This window comes from Pandoraea sp. PE-S2T-3 (genome assembly GCF_002179965.1).
Taxonomy (GTDB): Bacteria; Pseudomonadota; Gammaproteobacteria; order Burkholderiales; family Burkholderiaceae; genus Pandoraea.
On sequence record NZ_NGUQ01000011.1, the window covers coordinates 205,628 to 226,145 of the forward strand.

The following is a 20,518-nucleotide window of genomic DNA, read 5'->3' on the forward strand; positions in this document are numbered from 1 at the left end:
GGGGGGCGAGAACACTTTTGCGGCTTAGCAACGTTCCCTCGTCATTTCCGGCGCACCAATGAAAAACGCCCCAGAAGCTTTCGCCTCTGGAGCGTTTTTTCTACTACGTGGTGCGGCTGGCAGGATTCGAACCCACGACCCCTTGGTTCGTAGCCAAGTACTCTATCCAACTGAGCTACAGCCGCACAAACTACACGCGAGACACCGATCAGACGTTTTGACGCTGTCGATACTCTTTCTCATCAACGCATGCCTAATACTAGGTGCGCCAACGGGAAAGATTCTCCCGAAAAACTAAGGGTCTCCGTGAGGAGACCCTCGAATCAGATGGCGCGGCTGGCAGGATTCGAACCCACGACCCCTTGGTTCGTAGCCAAGTACTCTATCCAACTGAGCTACAGCCGCGCTGTGAGAACAGAATTATGTAAGAAACCAACTCACCGCGCAAGTGTTTTTTGCAATTCTTTTGTCATATCTCTGATTTCCCCGCCTCACCGCGCATTCCATGCGGGATTAGCGCGGAATCGCCCACCGTGGCAAGTGTTTGCCGCTAGAACAATTACTCCACGCAAACCCGCGCCAAATCATGGGATTCCCTCTGCTACGCGCGCAAACGACACGGTATCCTACGGCTTTTTGCGACGCATGATTTCTGCGCTCAAGGCGCCGCGTGCACCGAGCACAGTTCCCCAAGGGAACATCGGGCAGCGCACCATTTCGCGCGTCGACATTCAAAACAGGCACGGCGCCACGGGGAACCCCCTTCCCCCGGAAGCGACGATGCGATAAAAACCATATTCAAGGAGGCGCTCATGGAAAAAGTCTGGCTCAAGAGCTATCCGCCCGGCGTGCCGGCCGAGATCGACGTCAACGCGTATCGTTCGCTGAACGACCTGTTTCTTCAAAGCTGCCAGAAATTCGCAAATCGCCCGTCTTTCTCGAACCTCGGCGTGACGATGACATTCGCCGACCTCGAGAAAAAATCGCGCGACTTCGCCGCCTATCTGCAAAGCCTGCCCGGGCTGGAGCGCGGCTCGCGCGTCGCGATCATGTCGCCCAACCTGCTGCAATATCCGGTCGCCGTCTTCGGCATCCTGCGCGCCGGCATGGTTGTCGTGAACGTCAACCCGCTCTACACCGCCGGTGAGCTCGAACACCAACTCAAGGACGCCGGCTGCGCCGCCATCGTCGTCATCGAGAACTTCGCCGCTACGCTGCAAAAAGCCCTGCCCGACACGCCCGTCAAGCACGTCATCACGACGGCCATCGGTGACCTGGTGCCCGCCCCGAAGCGCTGGATCGTGAACTACGTAGTGCGCCATGTGAAGAAAATGGTGCCCGACTGGAATATTCCGCACGCCGTGTCGTTTCGTGACGCCCTCGCCCAAGGCGCGCGCGCCAAGCTGAACGAGGTACAACTCGGTCACGACGACATCGCCTTCCTGCAATACACGGGCGGCACCACCGGCGTGGCCAAGGGCGCGATGCTCACGCACCGCAACATGATCGCCAACATGTTGCAGGCGCGCGCCTGGATCGGCTCCGGCCTCGAAGAGGGCAAAGAGATCATCGTCACGGCCCTGCCGCTGTATCACATCTTCTGCCTGACCGCGAACTGCCTCGTGTTCCTGCAACTGGGCGCACTCAACCTGCTCATCACCAACCCGCGCGACATGCCGGGCTTCGTGAAGGAATTGAGCAAGTGGAAGTTCACGTTCATGACCGGTGTGAACACGCTCTTCAACGGCCTGCTCAATACCCCGGGGTTCGACAAGCTCGACTTCAGCGCCCTCAAGTGCGCCCTCGGTGGCGGTGCCGCCGTGCAACGCGCCGTGGCCGAGCGCTGGCGCCAAGTGACCGGGCATCCGCTCATCGAAGCCTACGGCCTCACCGAAACCTCGCCGGCCGTGTGTATCAACCCGCTCGGCAGCGAGTTCAACGGCTCGATCGGGCTGCCGATTTCGTCCACCGAGGTGAGCATCCGCAACGACGCCAACGAAGCCCTCGGCTTCGGTCAGGAAGGCGAGATCTGCGTGCGCGGCCCGCAAGTCATGAAGGGCTACTGGCACCGGGAAGACGAAACGGCGAAGACCGTCACGCCCGATGGCTGGTTGCGCACCGGCGACATCGGCACGATGGACGAGCAAGGCTACGTTCGTATCACCGATCGCAAGAAGGACATGATTATCGTGTCGGGCTTCAACGTCTATCCGAACGAAGTGGAAGGCGTGCTCGCGATGTGCCCGGGCGTGCTCGAATCTGCCGTCGTCGGGGTGCCCAGCGAGCGCACGGGCGAAGCGGTCAAGGCGGTCATCGTCAAGAAGTCGTCCGACCTGACCGAGCAGATCGTGATCGATTTCTGCCGCCAGCACCTCACGAACTACAAGGTGCCGCACGTGATCGAGTTCCGCAAGGAACTGCCGAAAACGCCGGTGGGTAAGGTGCTGCGCCGCGAACTTCGCTGATCGGCGCCACTCACGTCTGCGTCATCTCTCGTCGCGTGACGAATTTCGAGAGATCGCCTGCGATGGCGGCATACCAATGAAAAACGGCCGGGGTCTGTTCAGCCCCCCGGCCGTTTTCTATTCCACGCCCGGCTTCCCCCGTCGCGTCGACTTCACGCCCATTAGTAACTTTTGGTTACAGACGTGGCGCGCGTGACTTGGTAAAACAAAGACACGTCAGGTGCGTGCTTTCGGGGCACGCATCGTCATTTGCTTCAGAACGTGCGCGGCAGCCGCCATGCCGAATGTCGCTGTGACACACATGCTTGAGCCGAAACCCGCGCAATTGAGCCCCTGGGGCCCGTTAGCGGCATCGGGGGTTTCGCCCGGCGCACATACCGCTTCGGGGTACTGCAAAGGCTCGTCGGAGTACACGGCCGGCACGTTGAACTTGGCTTTGGGACCACGGACAAAACCATGTTGCTTGCGTAATTGCGCACGCACTTTTGCAAGCAGCGGATCCTGAATCGTGCGAGCGAGATCGTCGATGCGAATGCGTGTCGGATCGATCTGACCGCCGGCCCCGCCGACGGTGACAAGACGCTGCTTGTGCGCAACGCACCACGCGATAAGCGCTGTCTTCACCCGCACACTGTCGATGGCATCGATCACCCAATCGAAGCCACCGCCAAGCATCGTGTCGAGGTTCTCCAGTTCCACGAAGTCCTCGATAAGCGTAACTTGACAGGCAGGGTTGATGGCCAGAATACGTTCGGCCATCGCGGCGACTTTCGGCTTGCCGTAGTTGCCATCAAGCGCATGCACCTGACGATTGGTATTGCTTTCGGCGACGTTATCGAGATCGATGAGGGTGAGCCTGCCCACGGCGCTGCGCGCCAGGGCCTCGGCCACCCACGAGCCAACGCCGCCGATGCCGATGACAGCAACGTGGGCCTCCCGCAGGCGCGCGAGACCGTCGTCACCGTATAAACGCGCGATACCGCCAAAACGGCGGTTCGCGTCAAAATCTTCCTCCGATGGCGTGGCAGGCACCGGAGCAACAACAATCGACGGGGTACTGTTCATGATGCGATGGATAACGTCCTTGAAATGGCTGGCGATCACTCTGGTCGCCATCGTGCTGGCATTCGCGGCGTTCATCACGTGGTTTGACTGGAACTACGCCCGGCCCTGGATCAACCGGGAAGTGAGCACCGCGACCGGCCGGCCGTTCGAGATTCGCGGCGACCTGTCACTGCACTGGCTCGCCCCGAACGCACAGACCCCGGGACTGGGGCGCTGGCTGCCGCGGCCTCGCCTGATCGCGAATGATATCGTGTTAGGCAATGTTGCGTGGAGCGAGACGCCGAACATGATCTCGCTCGGCCGCCTCACGTTCTCGCTCGAATGGCTGCCGCTGCTCGACAAGCACATCGTCCTGCCCGAAGTCACGCTCTCCGCGCCCAAGATTCTTGTCGAAGAACGGGCCGACGGCCAGAACAACTGGACCTTCACCAAGAGCAACGGCGAGCCCTCGCCGTGGAAATTTCGTATCGGCCGTCTGATTCTCGAAGACGGCGTGATTCGCGCCAATATCGTGCCTCAGCAACTCGACCTGACCGCCAACGTCGCCACCATCGACGGACAAGCCCCGTACGGCATCGGCGTAACGCTCAAAGGCACCTTCCGCAAGGCTGCCGTGACCGGTAAGGCGCGTGGCGGCGACGTTCTCTCGTTGGAGGACTCGGGAGACCCCTACCCGCTCGACGCCAGCGTGCGCATCGGCCGCACACAGATTGCCGCACGCGGCACGTTCACCAACCCAGCCACGCTCTCTGCGCTCGACATGCACCTGCGTCTGGCCGGCCCGACGATGGCCGACCTCTATCCGATTACCGGCGTGCTGTTGCCGGAAACCCCCGCTTACGAAACCAACGGCCATCTGCTGCATACGGCCGGCGTGTGGCGTTATGAACGCTTCCAGGGCAAGGTCGGCCAGAGCGATCTGTCGGGCACGCTGGTGTTCCGCCAGCGCGAGCCGCGCAACATTCTGCAAGGCGCCGTCGTCTCGAATCAGTTGCGGCTGGTCGATCTGGGCCCGGTCGTCGGGGGCCAGAATCCGTCGGGCGGCAGCGACCTTTCCGGCAAGCCGAAAGCGCCGCCATCGGACAAGGTGCTGCCCGTCGATCCGTTCAAGACAGACCGCTGGCGAGCCATCGACGCCGATGTGCAGTTCACTGGCCGCAAGATCATCAAGGACAAGAGCCTGCCGATCGACAATCTCGTCACGCATGTGGTGTTGGACGACGGCGTGCTCTCGCTCAAACCGCTGGAGTTCGGGGTGGCAGGCGGGCGCATTACGTCGAACCTGGTGCTCAACGGGCAAGCCGAGCCGATGAAGGTCGATTCGCAGATCTCGTTGCGACATCTGAAGATGAAGGAGTTGTTGCCCGAGGTGGACTTGATGAAGACCAGCGTCGGTGAAGTCAACGGCGACGCCGCGCTCACCGCCACGGGCAACTCGGTGGCCGCGCTGGCCGGCTCGTCGAATGGCGAGATCAAGACGCTGATCGATCGCGGCTCGGTCAGCAAACTGCTGTTGCAGTACCTGGGGATGAACGTGGGCAACATCGTGCTCACCAAGCTCTTTGGCGACAAGCAGATCGAGATGCGCTGTGCCGCGGCCGATTTTGCCGTACGTGACGGCATCATGGACGCCCGCACCTTCGTGATCGATACCGACGACACCAGCATCGGCGTGACGGGGCAAGTCGATCTCAAGCGCGAGCGCTTCAACCTGACGATCCGCCCCGAGCCGAAACACTTCGGCCTCCTGTCGTTGCGCTCGCCCCTGTACGTGCACGGCACGTTCAAGAATCCGGACGTGGGCGTGAACGTGCCGACGCTGGTCGCCCGGGCGGGCGGTGCCATTGCCCTTGGCGTGCTCGCCCCATACACCGCCCTCGTGCCGCTGCTCGAACTCGGCCCGGGCAAGGACAGCCCGTGCGGTGAGCTGCTCGCCAACCTGCAACGCCCGGCGAGCCGCAACCCCGGGGCGGTCAAGCCAGTGCCCGGCGCGAGTGGCAAATCGGCGACGCCCTCGCGCAGCACGCAGCGCCCCGGTACGGCGCCCACTTTTGGGGCAGACCGCGAGGCTCCCTAAGCCCGGTTGAGGTCGCAAAACGGCCGCAAATCCCATGCCAGCCACAGGGATTTGCGGCACCCCGCCGGGATCCGCTTCGGCCGCCGGTCCCGGCGAGCCCGCAAAATAGTTCACTCCTTAAATATCAAGCACATGGCGCTGGATGCCCGTACTACGCGGCATTCGGCGCGATGACGTGTCGGCGATGCGACAAATCACCACGTGCGCAAATTCGCCGACTCTTCGCTATACTGTGTCGCAACCCCCAACCGCAACTGACCGACAACGATCGTCGTGACCCAGACGCCATCACTCGCGGACCTGCGCAAAAACTACGCCCTCGGCTCACTTTCCGAGCGCGACGTAGCGCCCAGTCCGATCGACCAATTCCAACACTGGTTTGAGCAAGCGCTCAAGGCTCAACTGTCCGAGCCGAATGCGATGACGCTCGCCACGGTCACGCCCGACGGCCGCCCCGACGCACGCATTGTGCTCATCAAGGGCGTCGACGAACGCGGCTTCACGTTTTTCACGAATTACGAATCGCGCAAGGGGCAGGAACTGGCCGCGACGCCGTACGGCTGTCTGCTGTTCCACTGGGTCGAACTCGAGCGTCAGGTGCGCATCGAGGGACGCGTCGAGAAGGTGACCGAAGCAGAAAGCGACGCCTACTATCACTCGCGTCCGGTCGGTTCACGGCTGGGTGCCTGGGCCTCGGTGCAGAGCGCCGAAGTGGCCGATCGCAGCATCATCGAAGAGCGTGAAGCGGATTTCCGGCGCCAGTTCGGCGACGCACCGCCGCGTCCACCGCACTGGGGCGGCTATCGCCTCAACCCCGAGAGCATCGAATTCTGGCAGGGCCGCGTGTCGCGCCTGCATGATCGCATCAAGTATTTCCGGCTTGCCGATGGGTCGTGGCGCGTGGCGCGCCTTTCACCCTGACCCACGCATCGGCTTGGCCGACGCGGTACGCCTGCCCGCCCGTTTGACGAGGAGACGTCGCCGCGCCGTGCGGTACGGACTTAAAGTTTTTTTGGTGACACTTGGAGCACATCCATGTTGTGGGAGAAAAAACTCGAAAGCTGGGTCAGCGGCGTCAAGACTTCCTCCAACCTGCCGATCCGCCTCGCGCTCTGGAACGGGCAGCACTATGATTTTGGTGCGTTCGACAACCCCAGCGTGACGTTGCGCGTCAATGGCCCTGCGGCCATGACGCGCTTGCTGACCCCAAGCCTCGACAATCTAGGCGAGGCGTATGTGAAGGGCGAGATCGACGTCGAAGGCAAGCTCTCCGACGTTATCGACATGAGCTACGCGCTCGCCGGCAGCAGCCTTTCGGCGATCGGTCCGCTCGGACGCATCACACGCCACTTCAATCACACGAAACAGTCCGACAAGCGCTCGATCGAGTTTCATTACGACGTATCGAACGACTTCTACCAGCTCTGGCTGGACAAGAACATGGTCTATTCGTGTGCCTACTTCGAACAGGGCGACGAAGACCTGGATACGGCGCAGGAAAAGAAGATCGATCACATCCTCACGAAGATTCAGGTGCAGCCCGGGCAGACCTTGCTCGATATCGGCTGCGGGTGGGGAGCGCTGGTGATTCGCGCGGCCAAGAAGTTCGGCGCGAAATGTGTGGGCGTCACGCTCTCGCAAAACCAGTACGATCTGGCGACCGAGCGGGTCAGGAAAGCGGGGCTTCAGGATCAGATCGAAATCCGCATTCAGGATTACCGCGACGTCGAAGGCCAGTTCGATCGCATCACCAGCGTGGGCATGTTCGAACACGTGGGCCGCAAGAACCTCACCGACTACTTCGCCAAGATGGCATCGCTGCTCAAGGACGACGGCGTCGCGATGAATCACGGCATCACCTCGACCGACCCGGACAGTGGCGAAACCGCCATGGGCGGTGGCGAATTCATCGACAAGTACGTGTTCCCGAACGGTGAGCTGCCGCACATCAGCCTTGCGCTGGAGTCGATGCAGCGCGGCGGGCTCGAAGCGAGCGACGTCGAGAGTCTGCGTCGTCACTATGCGCGCACGCTCACGCTCTGGTCGGAGCGCTTCGAAGCGCATGCCCCGCGCCTGCGCGAGCTGGCGGGTGAAGAGCGCTTCCGCGTGTGGCGCGTGTATCTCGCGGGTTGCGCGTATGCGTTCGAACACGATCATGTGTCGATTTATCAGATCGTGTGCCGCAAGGCGGGGCAGCCAGCGAAGGGCCTGCCGTGGTCACGTCGCTATATGTACGAGAACCCGATCGGCGGATGAGCGGCGGACGAGATTGCCGGGACGACGGCCAACGTGGCGGACGTGGTCTAATCGCGTTGTCCGTCGTCGTCCATAGCGTCGACCGTAGCACCAACCCTCTCGTCATCCATCGCGTCATCCGTAGGCATTCATGAGTCAGTTCGATCTGTTTGGGGCACCGCCTGACGATCCTGCGCCGGGCGGGCGCGCCGGGCAGGTCGGTCCTGCCCGAACCACCCCAACCGCCCCCGAATCTACCGGCCACCGCGCGGGCATGCCCCGTCGCGGCGGTGTAGGGGCGGCGACCGTCTCCTCCGCCTTGCAATCCACGGGCAACACCCTCCCCGGCAACATTCGGCTGGGGACGTCGTCGTGGTCGTTTCCGGGTTGGAAGGGGATTGTCTGGGATGACGACTACAGCGATACCAAGCTCTCCCGTCAGGGACTCACTGCGTACGCGAGTCATCCGGTACTGCGCTGCGTCGGCATCGACCGGTCGTTCTACAAGCCGATGACGATCGTCGAGTATCAGAAGTACGCCGAGCAAGTGCCCGACAGCTTCCGATTTCTGATCAAGGCACCGAGCGTGGTTACCGACGCCGTCGTGCGTGGCGAGCAAGGCGAAGGCCTGTCGTCGAACCCTTGCTTTCTCGATGCGCGAATTGCGACCGAGCAGTTTGTCACGCCATGTCTGACCGGGCTCGGTGCCAAGGCAGGAGTGCTGGTATTCCAGATGTCGCCGCTGCCTTCGGAACTTCTGCGTGATATTCCCGCGCTGGTGCAGCGTATTGAAGCGTTTTTCGCGGCGTTGCCACCGCTTCCGGCGCAGTCGGACGATCCGTCGGGCACACCGGTCCCCGGTCCCTGCTATGCGTTGGAGATTCGCGACGGCGCGCTGTTGACGCCTCGGTTGATGCGCGCGCTGGGACAGTTGGGCGTGCGTTATTGCATCGGCCTGCACGCGCGTATGCCACACGTGGAGCGGCAGGCGGCCGCATTGGCGATGCTCGATGAAGCCGGCGCCGGACCGCTGGTGGTGCGCTGGAATCTGAATAGCGGGCATCGCTACGAACAAGCCAAGGCGAAGTACGCGCCGTTCGACAAGATCGTCGATCCCGACCCGACGACACGCGACGTGCTCGCCGCGCTGGCCACGCACTATGCGCTCGCCGGTCACCCCGTCTATGTGATCGTCAACAACAAGGCCGAGGGCTCGTCGCCGCTATCGTGTCAGGCCTTGGCCGAGCGAATTGCCGAACTGTCGACGGCGGAGGCCGACAGAGCCGGCACGCCCGACGCCACATCGCCGGACACCGGCGACGCGAATTCAGAAACGCCGAGGGCCTGACGCCAGCGAATTCAAGCAATTCGCCGGGGTCAGGCCCTCGTCGGACAACGTTGTGACGCTTACCGGGTCAACTTACGCGACCAGATGCGGAATCTGCACGTCCGGATTCACATCGGCGTCGTAGTCCACACCATCGATCTCGAAGCCGAACAAGCGCAGGAATTCCTGCTTGTAGCCCGCGAAATCGGTCAGTTCGTACAGATTGTCGTTGGTCACCTTGTCCCACAGTGCCATCACGGCCGTTTGCACTTCCGGTGACAGTTCCTTCTGATCGGTGCGCACGCGGCCATCGGCGTCGAGCAACGGCGAGGCGTTGTAAAGGCTGTCCTTGTACAGACCGTAGATCTGCTCGATGCAGCCTTCGTGCGTGCCCTGTTCCTTCATCACCTTGAACAGCAGCGACAGGTACAGCGGCATCATCGGAATCGCCGAGCTGGCCTGCGTGACCAGCGCCTTGAGCACGGCGACGCGGGCATCGCCACCGTTGGCGGCGAGCTTGGCACGGATGTTCAGCACCTTGTCGTCGAGATCGCGCTTGGCAGCACCGATCGAGCCATTCCAGTAGATGTCGTGCGTGATCTTCTCGCCGAGGTACGTGAATGCCGTGGTCTTGGCGCCCGGGGCGAGCACACCGGCTTCGGCCAGCGCGTCGATCCACATTTGCCAGTCTTCACCGCCCATGACGGCCACGGTGTTGTCGATCTCTTCCTGCGACGCGGGTTCGAGCACCGATTCCTTGACCACTTCCTTGTCGGTATCGATACCGCGCAGCGTCACCGATTTGCCGATGGGCTTGAGCACGGAATTGAAGACCTGCCCCGTTTCCGGGTGGATGCGGCGCGGCGCGGCGAGGCTGTAGACGACCAGATCGACCTGACCGAGATCGTTCTTGATCGTCTCGATGGTCTTGGCCTTGATGTCCTTGGAGAAGGCATCGCCGTTGATGCTCTTCGCGTACAACCCCTTCTCGGTGGCGAACTTGTCGAACGCCGCCGTGTTGTACCAACCCGGGGTTGCCGGCTTCGTCTCGGAGCCGGCGCGCTCGAAGAAAACGCCGAGCGTCGCGGCATCGCAACCGAACGCGGCGGTGATGCGGGCAGCCAGACCGTAACCGGTAGACGCGCCGAGCACGAGCACCTTCTTGGGGCCGTTGGCGATCGGGCCCTGGGCCTTCACGTACTCTATCTGTTGCTTGACGTTGGCTTCGCAGCCAACGGGATGGGTGGTGACGCAGATGAAGCCGCGCACGCGTGGCTTGATGATCATGGAAACCTCGTTCACAAAATTCGGTGATGCCGCATACCGGCAAACACCGCGCATTGTAAACGAGGTCGACGCCTTATCGCTTTATTCCGGCGCGACGACCACGGACCGGTCGAGCCGCTTCGGAAACTGGATCTGGCGGATGCGGCGCACCAGCAGTGCGGCAATGATCGCCGCGACACCGGTGAGCAGCACGCCGGCGTGCACGGCATTGACCAGCGTCTGGCGAGCGGTTTCGACCAGCGGCATGCCGTCGATCCCCATGGCTCGCAGGTCGGTGAGCAGGTCGCCGCGCAGCGCCGGGTCGATCAGAATGCGCGGATCGAGGGCCCGCGCGACAGCGTGTGACGCCGGGGTGCCGTCATAGGCCGACACCGCACCGGCCACACCGCTCGCGTACCAGTGGTTGACGAGCGTGCCGACGATGGTCGTGCCGAGCATGCCGCCGACCATGCGTGTCGACTGTAGCAGCGCGGTGGTGATGCCGAAGCGCTCGCGCCCGGCGATCTCCTGCCCGAACACGTTCATGTTGTTCAGGATGAACCCGATGCCGATGCCCGCGAACGCCATCATCAGGGCGAGCACGGCGTGCGAGGTTTCACGATGCGCCAGCCCCACACCGGCCGAGGCGACGGCCAGCAGGCAGAAGCCGAGGATCAGCATGTTGGTCGGGCGCGACAGGCGTACCACGATGGGCGTGTTGATGAAGCTGCCCAGCGCAATGCAAGCGGCGATCGGCGTCGCGATGAGCCCAGCCGTTTGCGGACTCAGGCCAAAGCCGCCTTGCAGCAGCAGCGGGGCGAAGAAGATCAGGGAGTACATCACGAAGCCGATCAGCACGGACAGCGTGAACAGCACCACCAGTTGCGGGTGCCGGAACATGTCGAGCGGCACGATCGGGTGCGTGGCGCGACGCTCGGTGCGCAACAACACCCAAAAGCCGACGACGACCGCCACGATGAGCAACAGGTTGACGAGCGACGCGCCATGCGCCGGCACGTTCTCGATGAACACCTGAAAACCACCCAGCACGACCGCGATCCAGAGCGCACCGCGCCAGTCGACGCGGACATCGCCCTTGTGCACCGACGGGAATTTCGGCAGATATCGCCACACGAAGTACAGCGCGGCGAGGCCGACCGGCAGGTTGATGAAGAAGGTCGAGCGCCAGCCGAAGTGCTCGGAGAGCAGGCCGCCCAGCGAGGGGCCGGCCGCCGTGCCGATGCCATACGCCGTGGTGATCACCACCTGCCAGCGCACGCGCGAGCGCGCATCGGGAAAGAGATCGGGCACCGAGGCGAAGGCCGTGCCGACCATCATCCCGCCGCCGAGACCCTGTAACGCGCGCGCGAAGATCAGGAACGGCATGTTGGGCGCCAGGCCGCACAGCACCGAGGCCGCCGTAAAGGTGACCACGGAGGCAATGACGAACTGGCGACGGCCGAAATAATCGCCCAGCCGCCCGAAAACCGGCACGGTCACGACGGACGCAAGCAAATAAATGCTGGCGATCCAGGCGTAATACTCGAAACCCTTGAGTTCGGCGACGATGGACGGGAGGGCAGTACTGACAACGGTCTGGTCGAGAGCGACCAGCATGTTGACGAGCGCGATGCCAATCATGGCCATCAACGCATCGCGAAAAGGCAGGGGGCGCACGGCTAACTACCTGAAGACTTCATGAGGGGAAGCGTCATTCTATGCGAAAAATAATGAAGATATGAACGTTTAGTATCGGCGCGGGTTTTCAGTGGAAATCGGCTGGAGATGGGCAGATTTGCTGGATCGAGGTGTTGTCCTAGACCGTTTTCGGAAGTCCCTTGCACTACCGGCCGGCCCGGGAAGGCACTATCAACACGTCCCGATGATCGTATGCGCCACGCCTTCGGAGGGGCCTCCCCCGATGCCGGTTGTGCGCCCGACTCGACGCAAATTCGGCAAAGACAAGCCCGTTCGCAACAACCGGCGGACGTCACTTATCGCACCATCGCCCCGGCGCCTCACAGGCGCCATTGTCATTCCCAAGGAGATACGCCCATGACGGATCGGCCCTTTCGTGACGACTATCAGCGCTGGCTGGATGCGCAGCCGCCCAATGCACGTTCGATGCAGGCGGCACCCGGTACTGCCGCGCCCGGCACGGCAACGGTGCGCGAGCCCCCTGCCACTCTGCCATTCGGCGGCTACGTCGTCTGGTTTCACGAGAGCGATACGTATCTCGATATCCGGTTCGATCACCATCGCTTCGAAATCGTGACGCAACAAGTGCCCGACGCCCGGGAGGCCTTCGTTTTCGAAAGCTTCGACGCCGCCTACGGTCACGCGCTGGACGTAGGGGAACACTGCCTGATTCTGTTCGCGGAAGCTGAGGGAATGCCAGTGAATGTGGTGGGATGAGCCTCAATCCCGCCTGCCCCCAGCCCCGTCTTCATCCATTTCAACTCTCAGGAGATCGCGCTACATGCCGAGTCTTGCTGTCGCCAATCCCACGCTTTGCCCACCTTCCTACGCCCTCGCTCCCGCCCTTTCCCTGCCAGGCGAACCCTCCAGCCTCGGCCTGCGTTCGGCCGAACCGCCCCGTGTGGCCGCCGATCTGCGCACAATGGCCAATGCACTACCGGCACGACCGGCACTATCGGCACTGCCTGCGGGGCCGTCCCTCTCCCTCAGCGCGACCGATCGTTTCCGGCTCGGTGTCATCGAGTGCAAGCCGGTGCCGGTCGACCGCTACGTTCGAAACGCATTGACGGAATTGTTGACGCCACGAGACGGTTGCCCGAACGCCTGCGTGCCGGACAACGCGCAATTGCGCGAGATGCTGGCGACGATTCTCACGCTGCATCCGCAAGGGGATGCCACTTCGCTTGAACGCGTCATCGGCCAGATCGGCCTGCTGTCGCTACTGCGCGACGGACCTGATTACGCGCCGGGCACCATCAACGCATTACGCTATGACGTGGGCGCGCACGCGGTGGCGAGCGGTTTCTTTTCGGTCAGTGAGGGGGTGCCCAGCGAGGCGGAACTGCTGGACTTCGGTGCCAGCGAGCTCATGTTTCTCGATACACCCAACGAGTATCGGTACGATGTCGCGAGCGCTCACGCGGCCATCATCGACTTCCATTACGGGGCCGCGGGGATGGCTGGGCACGGTGCACGGGAAAACAGGGAGACGAAGATCACGCCGGCGATGATGCAAGTTTCCGATTTCACGCGCCATCTCGCGACATGCCGGCAACGTCGTGATGCCGAACGACCGGCAACGGCAGATGCGCAGACGATGCCGAGGGCCGGTCTGCGCTGCGCCATACTCTGAGCGCCGCGAATGCGTAAGCGCGGAACGCGACGCCGCACGTGAGCACGGTATCCGTCTCACGTGCGAGTCCGGCGCTTGCGCTCAAGCGGCCTTCAAGCGACGCGAGAACTTCTCGCGGAATTTCTTGAGTTTCGGGGCGACGACATACGCGCAGTAGCCCTGATCGGGATGCTGGACGAAGTAGTTCTGGTGATAAGCCTCGGCCGGCCAGAACGTCTCTTCGGCCACGACCTGCGTGACGATCGGTGCCGGATAGGTCATCTCGGCCATCAACTCGGCAATCAGATGCTCGGCGACTTGTTTCTGCTTCTCGTCGTGATAGAAGATCGCCGAACGATATTGCGTGCCGACGTCGTTGCCCTGCCGGTTCAGCGTGGTCGGATCGTGAATCGAGAAGAACACGATCAGCAATTCTTCATAGCTGACGATGTCCGGATCGTAAGTCAGGCGCACCACCTCGGCGTGGCCGGTATCGCCTTCACAAACCTGCTCGTAACTCGGGTTATCGACCTGACCGCCCTCGTACCCCGAGACGACGCGCTTCACGCCGTCGAGCTGCTGGTAACAAGCCTCGAGACACCAAAAACAACCACCGGCCAAGGTGGCGACTTCGGTGTGGGCATCGTTGGGGGAATTCGTCTGCTCTGTCATCGTGACCTCGCTTGTCGACTTCGGACGGCGCGCGACCCGCGAAATCCGGGGAATTTTGCGGCAGCGCACCAAAAAACGCACCAAACAAATAGGGCGGGCGATCACCATCGATCGCCCGCCCTATTGTCGCGCAGAAATTCCGCGATTGGCGCAAATAACCCTTCACGCCCATCGCCTCCCGCGCTCAACCGCGCATTCGGTTTTCCGTCCTGCCTTGCTTCGCGCTTTCCGTCCCGCGACGCATTCAGCCCCCGGCTCAGCCTTCCAATTGCGTGATCAACGGGTGCAGCAGACGTGCCCCCACACGTGCCGTCAATCCATCGCGGTCGTACGTCGGGTTGTACTCGGCAATATCGGCCACACGCAGTTTGCCCGAGCGGCGGACCACGCCGATGAGCGTCTCGACAACTTCGAACGCTACGCCGTGCGCCGCCGGTGCCGACACGCCCGGGGCCTTCTCGCCCGGCAGTACATCCATGTCGATGGTCAGATAGACGTGGCTCACGCGGGCGAGCTTCTTCTCCAGCCGTTCGCACATTTCCGGCAGACGATGCGCCAGCATTTCCGTATCGAGCCAGAAGTCGACATCCAGCGCCTTCGCACGTTCGAACAGTGCGTCGGTGTTGCTGTAGCGGCTCACGCCCAGACACGCGTAGTGGAACGGCGCCTGACGCCCGGCTAGCAACTGCGAGATCTGCCAGAACGGCGTGCCCGAGCTGGCCGTCGGTTGCGCACGCAAGTCGAAATGCGCGTCGAAATTGAGGATCAGGATTGGCTCGTCGCGAAGGCGGTCGCCGAAGTGTTCGGCGACCCCGAGGAACGTACCGTAGGCGATTTCATGACCGCCGCCGAGCACCACCGGACGCGCACCAGCGGCCAGCACTTCGGCCACGCGATGGCCGAGGGCGGCTTGCGCCGCTTCAAGCCGGTCGTCGGCGCACACGATGTTGCCGCCGTCGAACACGGCCGGCGTGCCCTGCACGGGCAGGCTCGCCAACGCCCGGCGCAGCATGTCGGGGCCCGCCACTGCGCCCTGGCGCCCGTGATTGCGGCGCACGCCTTCGTCACTGCAAAAACCCAGGACGACAGCGCCGCCCGCGGCCTGCGCCGCATCGTAGTCGCGAAGCACCTGATGCAGACGCAGCGTGTGACCGGCTTCGCCAGTATCCACACGGCCTTGCCACACCGTTCGATCGATTGTCATACGTGTACCTGCCTTGCCCTTACCGTGCGATAACTGCTTGCAGAAACTCACGCGTACGCGCTTCACGCGGTGCGGTGAAAATCTGTTCGGGCGCACCCGCTTCGATGATGCGGCCCTGATCCATCACGACGACCACATCGGCCACTTCGCGAGCGAACCCCATTTCGTGCGTCACGACCAGCATCGTCATGCCGTCGTTGGCGAGCGCCTTCATCACTTGCAGCACTTCACCCACGAGTTCCGGATCGAGTGCCGACGTCGGTTCGTCGAAGAGCATGACCTGCGGCTGCATGGCCAGCGCTCGCGCAATGGCCACACGTTGCTTCTGACCGCCCGAGAGCGTGCCCGGGAATACGTCGGCCTTGGCGGCGAGCCCCACTTTGGCAAGCAACTCGCGCGCGAGCTTCTCGGCCTCCCCGCCCTTCATGCCGCGCAGCTTCTTCGGCGCCAGCGTGACGTTCTCGAGCACCGTCAGATGCGGGAACAGGTTGAACGACTGGAACACCATGCCCACTTCGGTGCGCAGTTCGTTGAGCGCGTTCTCGCTCATCATCTTGCCGTGATCGACGAGCTTCTTGCCGACGATCTCGATGGTGCCCTGCTCGGCCGTCTCCAGCCCGTTACAGCAGCGCAGGAACGTGCTCTTGCCCGAGCCGCTCGGCCCGATGACCACAACCACCTGACGTGCATCGACTTCGAAGTCGATGCCCTTGAGCACCTGATGGCTGCCGTAGGCCTTGCCCAGCCCTTCGATCTTGAGAATCGGCGCGCCGATGTCTTTCTTCACATTGCTCATTGCACGGCACCTCCGGCACGCAGGGACTTCTCGGCGCGCTGCAACAGCAGCGTGGTGGCACCGGTCAGAATCAGATAAACAAACGCAATCGCCAGATACACTTCCAGCGAGCGGTACGACACGCTGATGATCTTCTGGCCTTCGTGCATCACGTCGTGAATGGTGAGCAACGACACGAGTGCCGAGTTCTTGATCAACGCAATGAATTCGTTACCCAGCGGCGGAATCATGCGCACGATCGCTTGCGGCAGAATCACCGAGCGCATGGCCATGCCGTAGGGCATACCGAGCGAACGGGCAGCTTCCATCTGGCCGCGCTCGATCGACTGGATGGCGCCCCGCACGATTTCCGAGACGTAGGCACCGCTATAAATGCCCAGACCCAGCACACCGCACAGGAACGCCGGCAGCAGAATGTTGAACTGCGGCAGGCCGAAGAACAGGATAAAGAGCTGCACCAGCAGCGGCGTGCCACGAATGAACGTGACATAGATGGTGCAGATGCCGTAGCGGATGCGATGCGCCGGATTCAGGCGCCCCATGCCGACCAGCAAACCCAACACGCAGCCCAAGGCCAGCGCGCAGACAGTTACCTCGACGGTAACGAGCGCGCCGTGCGCGAGGTCCTGCCAGTTTGCCCACACCGGCGAAAAATCGAGTTCCATGCGTACTCCGTCAGTTGCTCTACTGCTTTATTGCGACTTTCTTGCCGCAGCCAACCTGCGACCGGGCAAGATATCTGCCCGGACTCAGGTCATTGCGGCTTGCGAACTTACTTCGACGTGCCGAAGTACTTGGTCACCAGTGCGGCGTAGGTGCCGTCGGCACGAATCTTTTCCAGCGCCTGGTTCATTTCGTTGGTCAGCTCGGTGTCGCTCTTGCGCACGGCAAAACCATAACGCTCGATCGTCAGCGTCTTGTCGAGCACCTTCACGCCCGGACGTGCCTTGGCGTACAGCAGCGCCGCCGGCTTGCCGGTCACGGCCGCGTCAGCACGGCCGATTTCCACCAGGTTGAACATTTCCTGGTTCTTCTCGACTTCCACGCGCTGCACCTTCGGATAGTTTTCCGTCAGGAACTGCACCGACTTCGTGCCCACCTGCACCGACACCTTCTTGCCGTTCAGATCGGCCGGCTCTTTGATGGTGTTGTTGTCAGCCTTGACCATGATGGCCAGACCGCCGGTGTAGTACGGGTGCGTGAAGTTCACGACCTTCAGGCGCTCGTCGGTGATGTAGATGGCCGAGGCGGCCACATCGACGCGCTTCGATTGCAGTGCCGGAATCAGACCCTTGAAGTCGATGTCGGTCCATTCGACTTTCTTGCCCATGGCCTTGCCGAGCGCTTCGATCATTTCCACGTCGAAGCCGGTACGCTTACCGTTTTCCACGTATTCGAACGGCGGGAAGGTGGCATCGGTGGCGACACGCAGCACGTCGTCAGCCGCAAAAACCTTGCTCGAACACGTGACGGCCAGCGCCATCGTGAACAGAATGTGACGCAATTTCATCTGGTACTCCTCGTGTAGTCTCGGTCGGGTAACCGGTTAAAAATATTGCAATCGGTTCGAAATACGCTCGGCTGCCGCCACGGTCAGGCGGATCAGCTCTTCGTGGCGCTGAGCCACGCGCACGGCCGGCGCCATCAGCGTGATGGTGCCCTCCAGGCGTTCTTTGGCGGCAAACACCGGGGCCGACACGCCCCAGACGCCGAAATCCACTTCGCTCTCGGACACCGCATAACGCTGCTTGCGAATCTCTTCGACCTGCGCAATCAGACGCTCCTGCGCGACCGGCTGGCCAGCCAGCTGACGGCCGATCAGGGTCTCGCGGGTCGCTTGCGGCAGGAAGGAGAGCAAGGCCTTGGCCGAGGCGCCGTGCACCAGCGGATGCGCGCGGCCCTTCGCGAACGAGCAACGCAGCGATTGCTCGCTCTCGTGCATGTCGAGGCAGACCACCTGACCGTTGGCGGCGACCAGCAGGCCGACGGTCTCGCCGGTGCGCTGCACAAGGGCGTCGATTTCTTCACGCGCCTGCGTGACAAGATGCGAGTTGTGGTCGAAACCCCACGCCAGTTGCACGCCGACCGGACCCGGTTCATACAACGCCTCATGGGCGTGTTCCTGCACCAGCCCCCATTTCTTCAGGGGTACGAGGTGGCGGTAAACCGTGGAGAGCGGCAGGCTCGTCTGCGCGGCGATCTCGCGTGCCGCGATCGGGCGTCCGTGACGCGCTACGGTCACGAGGACCTGTAAAACGCGTTCGGAGACCGAGTGAGCTTCGGTGGTGTCCATCGTCCTAAAACCAGAAAAAAGCAAAAAAATCGGCGGGGTAGAACGCCGATGACGACATGGGCGTATCTTGCGAGGAAATTCCCAAAGTAAAAAATCAAATTCCCATGGGATGGTAACAAAATGGGAATTTACTCATAGGGATTTTCCCTTATGCATTGCGTAAGCGACACAAGCAAAAACGCCGAACCCCTTGATTCACAAGGGGTTCGGCGTTTTACAGAGTAATTTGAAGAAGTCCTCTGATTATCGACTGGCAGTTGGGATTTGCCCATCCTCCGGTTTCGATAGCCACGCGGTGAGAATCGGTTTTTGCACTTTCCCAAGCGCGCTTTTCGGCAATGTGTCGAGTATCACCACCCGGCGCGGCAACTTGAAGCGTGCGATGCGTGTGCCGAGGTAATCGAGCACGGCCTGCGGCGTCACTTCTGCCGATGCGCCCGCCACCGGTGCAGCGACGATGGCCGCAACCGGCACTTCTCCCCAGCGCTCGTCGGCAATACCCACCACGGCCGCTTCGAGGACGCCCGGGCAATCGACCAGCGCATTTTCGATTTCTGCCGGATAGATGTTTTCGCCGCCCGAGATGATCATGTCCTTGCTGCGCCCGACCACTTCGAAGCAGCCGTCCTCGCGCAAGCGCGCCAGGTCTCCCGATCGGAACCAGCCCTCGACGAACGACGCATGTTGCGGGGCACGCCAGTATTCGCGCATCACGTTCGGGGCGCGAATGAGGATTTCGCCGACCTCGCCCGGCGCGACCTCGTTGCCCGTGGAATCGGCCAGTCGCACTTCCACGGCGGGACACGCACGGCCCACCGCCCCCGGATGGGCCTTCGCTTCGCCGAAGCGCAACGCAATCGACACCGGACCGGTCTCCGTCGCACCGTACACCTGCCCCAGCGGAATGCCGCGTGTGTGAAACGCGTCGATCGCCGATAACGGCACCACGGACGAGCCGGCCATGACGCCGCGCAGCGACGACAGATCGGTCGCCGGCCATGCGGGATGCAGTTGCACCGCGCGCATGGTGGCGGGGACCATCAACGAGAGTGTGGGCCGACGCGATGCCACGTCGGTCAGCCATGCCGCCGGATCGAAACGCGGGTGCAACGTGACACTTGCCCCGCGCAGCAACGCCGGCAGCGTCTGAATGCAAAGACCCCCGACGTGAAACATCGGCAGCGTCGACAGCACGTGATCGTCAGCGCGCATGTCGTGCGCCCACCAACTGGCTTCGGCGTTGGCGAGCAGGCCCGCCTGTGTATGCAACGCGCCTTTCGGCTCGCCGGTCGTGCCTGACGTGTACGCCAGTAACACAGGGGCATCGGGCGCGACGTCGGGATACACGACAGGCTTGATCGAAGGCACGGCAATCAAGCCTTCGATCGGCGCAATCGCCGGGGGCGGCAGATCGGTGATGGCCTCTTGTTCGAGCGCGTCGCGAATCTCGCGCGCTGCATTGCGATGCTCCGCGTCGAACCACAGCACACGCACGCCTGCATGACGCACGATGGCCGCAAGCTCCGGCACCGCCAGCCGGAAGTTCAGCGGCAGAAAGATCGCCCCGGCGCGCGCACACGCAAACAGCAGCGCGATCTGCAACTCGTCGTTGAGACCGAGGCACGCAATGCGATCCCCCGGGGCGATACGCCACGTCTCGCGCAGATGCCCGCCCACGCGCTCGATGCGTCGCCACAGGGCGGCGTAGTCGGTTTCTTCAGCTTGCTGTCCCACACCGCAACGCAGCGCCAGCCGCTCGGGCGTGGCGCGCGCGTGACGGGCAAGCGCTTCTACAAAAGGCGTCAACT

17 protein-coding genes and 2 tRNA genes are annotated in these 20,518 nt (G+C 62.5%); 7 read left to right on the plus strand and 12 right to left on the minus strand.

Features of this window, described 5'->3' with window-relative positions; translation table 11 throughout:
• Nucleotides 1-108: 108 nt before the first annotated feature.
• Both CDV46_RS08235 and CDV46_RS08240 read right to left on the minus strand, forming a co-directional pair.
• Nucleotides 109-185: transfer RNA gene (locus CDV46_RS08235), tRNA-Arg, on the minus strand.
• A 143-nt stretch (nt 186-328) separates the two neighbouring features.
• Nucleotides 329-405, minus strand: a tRNA-Arg gene (locus CDV46_RS08240).
• A gap of 407 nt (nt 406-812) precedes the next feature.
• On the opposite strand from CDV46_RS08240, the gene CDV46_RS08245 reads away from it, so the two are divergent.
• Complete coding sequence (locus tag CDV46_RS08245) at nt 813-2,465, plus strand: AMP-binding protein (RefSeq protein ID WP_087691560.1); 1,653 nt, start codon at nt 813-815, stop codon at nt 2,463-2,465.
• A 216-nt stretch (nt 2,466-2,681) separates the two neighbouring features.
• On the opposite strand, the gene tcdA is transcribed toward CDV46_RS08245, so the two are convergent.
• Nucleotides 2,682-3,530 (minus strand): tRNA cyclic N6-threonylcarbamoyladenosine(37) synthase TcdA, encoded by an 849-nt coding sequence (gene tcdA / locus CDV46_RS08250; protein WP_087722284.1) that lies wholly within the window; start codon nt 3,528-3,530, stop codon nt 2,682-2,684.
• A gap of 19 nt (nt 3,531-3,549) precedes the next feature.
• On the opposite strand from tcdA, the gene CDV46_RS08255 reads away from it, so the two are divergent.
• The 4 genes from CDV46_RS08255 (at nt 3,550) to CDV46_RS08270 (ending at nt 9,190) form a co-directional block, all read left to right on the plus strand.
• Nucleotides 3,550-5,607, plus strand: a complete 2,058-nt coding sequence (locus CDV46_RS08255; RefSeq protein ID WP_249277738.1) for an AsmA family protein — start codon at nt 3,550-3,552, stop codon at nt 5,605-5,607.
• A 273-nt stretch (nt 5,608-5,880) separates the two neighbouring features.
• Nucleotides 5,881-6,528, plus strand: coding sequence for a pyridoxamine 5'-phosphate oxidase (gene pdxH, locus CDV46_RS08260; protein ID WP_087691562.1), 648 nt, complete (start codon nt 5,881-5,883; stop codon nt 6,526-6,528).
• 114 nt (nt 6,529-6,642) lie between these two features.
• Complete coding sequence (locus CDV46_RS08265; protein WP_087691563.1) at nt 6,643-7,863, plus strand: SAM-dependent methyltransferase; 1,221 nt, start codon at nt 6,643-6,645, stop codon at nt 7,861-7,863.
• A 130-nt stretch (nt 7,864-7,993) separates the two neighbouring features.
• Complete coding sequence (locus CDV46_RS08270; protein WP_087722285.1) at nt 7,994-9,190, plus strand: DUF72 domain-containing protein; 1,197 nt, start codon at nt 7,994-7,996, stop codon at nt 9,188-9,190.
• A 72-nt stretch (nt 9,191-9,262) separates the two neighbouring features.
• On the opposite strand, the gene fabV is transcribed toward CDV46_RS08270, so the two are convergent.
• A complete protein-coding gene (gene fabV / locus CDV46_RS08275; RefSeq protein ID WP_087691565.1) occupies nt 9,263-10,456 on the minus strand; it encodes an enoyl-ACP reductase FabV in 1,194 nt (397 codons plus the stop codon).
• 81 nt (nt 10,457-10,537) lie between these two features.
• Complete coding sequence (locus tag CDV46_RS08280; protein ID WP_087722319.1) at nt 10,538-12,076, minus strand: MFS transporter; 1,539 nt, start codon at nt 12,074-12,076, stop codon at nt 10,538-10,540.
• Between the two features lie 414 nt (nt 12,077-12,490).
• On the opposite strand from CDV46_RS08280, the gene CDV46_RS08285 reads away from it, so the two are divergent.
• Together CDV46_RS08285 and CDV46_RS08290 are read left to right on the plus strand one after the other, a co-directional pair.
• Entirely contained in the window at nt 12,491-12,850 is a 360-nt protein-coding gene (locus CDV46_RS08285) for a hypothetical protein (RefSeq protein WP_087722286.1), read from the plus strand.
• The gene (locus tag CDV46_RS08290; protein WP_140413322.1) at nt 12,837-13,766 is read left to right on the plus strand and encodes a hypothetical protein; all 930 of its coding nucleotides are present in this window, start codon (nt 12,837-12,839) and stop codon (nt 13,764-13,766) included. The genes CDV46_RS08285 and CDV46_RS08290 overlap by 14 nt, the downstream gene beginning before the upstream one ends.
• A gap of 81 nt (nt 13,767-13,847) precedes the next feature.
• Here the strand turns inward: CDV46_RS08290 and msrA are convergent, their stop codons facing one another.
• The 7 genes from msrA to CDV46_RS08325 all read right to left on the minus strand — a co-directional run bounded on the left by msrA (nt 13,848) and on the right by CDV46_RS08325 (nt 20,516).
• Nucleotides 13,848-14,417: a peptide-methionine (S)-S-oxide reductase MsrA gene (gene msrA, locus CDV46_RS08295; RefSeq protein ID WP_058380133.1), complete on the minus strand. Its 570-nt coding sequence runs from the start codon at nt 14,415-14,417 to the stop codon at nt 13,848-13,850.
• A gap of 256 nt (nt 14,418-14,673) precedes the next feature.
• Nucleotides 14,674-15,621: a formimidoylglutamase gene (hutG, locus tag CDV46_RS08300; protein ID WP_087691568.1), complete on the minus strand. Its 948-nt coding sequence runs from the start codon at nt 15,619-15,621 to the stop codon at nt 14,674-14,676.
• A gap of 19 nt (nt 15,622-15,640) precedes the next feature.
• Nucleotides 15,641-16,417: an amino acid ABC transporter ATP-binding protein gene (locus CDV46_RS08305; RefSeq protein WP_087691569.1), complete on the minus strand. Its 777-nt coding sequence runs from the start codon at nt 16,415-16,417 to the stop codon at nt 15,641-15,643.
• Nucleotides 16,414-17,082 carry an amino acid ABC transporter permease gene (locus CDV46_RS08310; RefSeq protein ID WP_058377682.1) on the minus strand — a complete coding sequence of 223 codons (669 nt, stop codon included), beginning with the start codon at nt 17,080-17,082 and terminating at the stop codon, nt 16,414-16,416. Before CDV46_RS08310 ends, CDV46_RS08305 begins: the two co-directional genes overlap by 4 nt.
• A gap of 107 nt (nt 17,083-17,189) precedes the next feature.
• The gene (locus tag CDV46_RS08315) at nt 17,190-17,927 is read right to left on the minus strand and encodes a transporter substrate-binding domain-containing protein (protein ID WP_058377681.1); all 738 of its coding nucleotides are present in this window, start codon (nt 17,925-17,927) and stop codon (nt 17,190-17,192) included.
• A gap of 36 nt (nt 17,928-17,963) precedes the next feature.
• A complete protein-coding gene (locus CDV46_RS08320) occupies nt 17,964-18,710 on the minus strand; it encodes an IclR family transcriptional regulator (protein ID WP_058377680.1) in 747 nt (248 codons plus the stop codon).
• Nucleotides 18,711-18,953: 243 nt separating this feature from the next.
• Complete coding sequence (locus CDV46_RS08325) at nt 18,954-20,516, minus strand: class I adenylate-forming enzyme family protein (protein WP_087722288.1); 1,563 nt, start codon at nt 20,514-20,516, stop codon at nt 18,954-18,956.
• Nucleotides 20,517-20,518: the final 2 nt, after the last annotated feature.

Coding starts and splice junctions, on each gene's coding strand:
- CDV46_RS08315 (WP_058377681.1), bottom strand. CDS start 17,927: ATGAAATTGCGTCACATTCTGTTCACGATGGCGCTGGCCGTCACGTGT.
- hutG (WP_087691568.1), bottom strand. CDS start 15,621: ATGACAATCGATCGAACGGTGTGGCAAGGCCGTGTGGATACTGGCGAA.
- CDV46_RS08265 (WP_087691563.1), top strand. CDS start 6,643: ATGTTGTGGGAGAAAAAACTCGAAAGCTGGGTCAGCGGCGTCAAGACT.
- CDV46_RS08290 (WP_140413322.1), top strand. CDS start 12,837: ATGTGGTGGGATGAGCCTCAATCCCGCCTGCCCCCAGCCCCGTCTTCA.
- CDV46_RS08305 (WP_087691569.1), bottom strand. CDS start 16,417: ATGAGCAATGTGAAGAAAGACATCGGCGCGCCGATTCTCAAGATCGAA.
- msrA (WP_058380133.1), bottom strand. CDS start 14,417: ATGACAGAGCAGACGAATTCCCCCAACGATGCCCACACCGAAGTCGCC.
- CDV46_RS08320 (WP_058377680.1), bottom strand. CDS start 18,710: ATGGACACCACCGAAGCTCACTCGGTCTCCGAACGCGTTTTACAGGTC.
- tcdA (WP_087722284.1), bottom strand. CDS start 3,530: ATGAACAGTACCCCGTCGATTGTTGTTGCTCCGGTGCCTGCCACGCCA.
- CDV46_RS08285 (WP_087722286.1), top strand. CDS start 12,491: ATGACGGATCGGCCCTTTCGTGACGACTATCAGCGCTGGCTGGATGCG.
- fabV (WP_087691565.1), bottom strand. CDS start 10,456: ATGATCATCAAGCCACGCGTGCGCGGCTTCATCTGCGTCACCACCCAT.
- CDV46_RS08280 (WP_087722319.1), bottom strand. CDS start 12,076: ATGATTGGCATCGCGCTCGTCAACATGCTGGTCGCTCTCGACCAGACC.
- CDV46_RS08245 (WP_087691560.1), top strand. CDS start 813: ATGGAAAAAGTCTGGCTCAAGAGCTATCCGCCCGGCGTGCCGGCCGAG.
- CDV46_RS08310 (WP_058377682.1), bottom strand. CDS start 17,082: ATGGAACTCGATTTTTCGCCGGTGTGGGCAAACTGGCAGGACCTCGCG.
- CDV46_RS08270 (WP_087722285.1), top strand. CDS start 7,994: ATGAGTCAGTTCGATCTGTTTGGGGCACCGCCTGACGATCCTGCGCCG.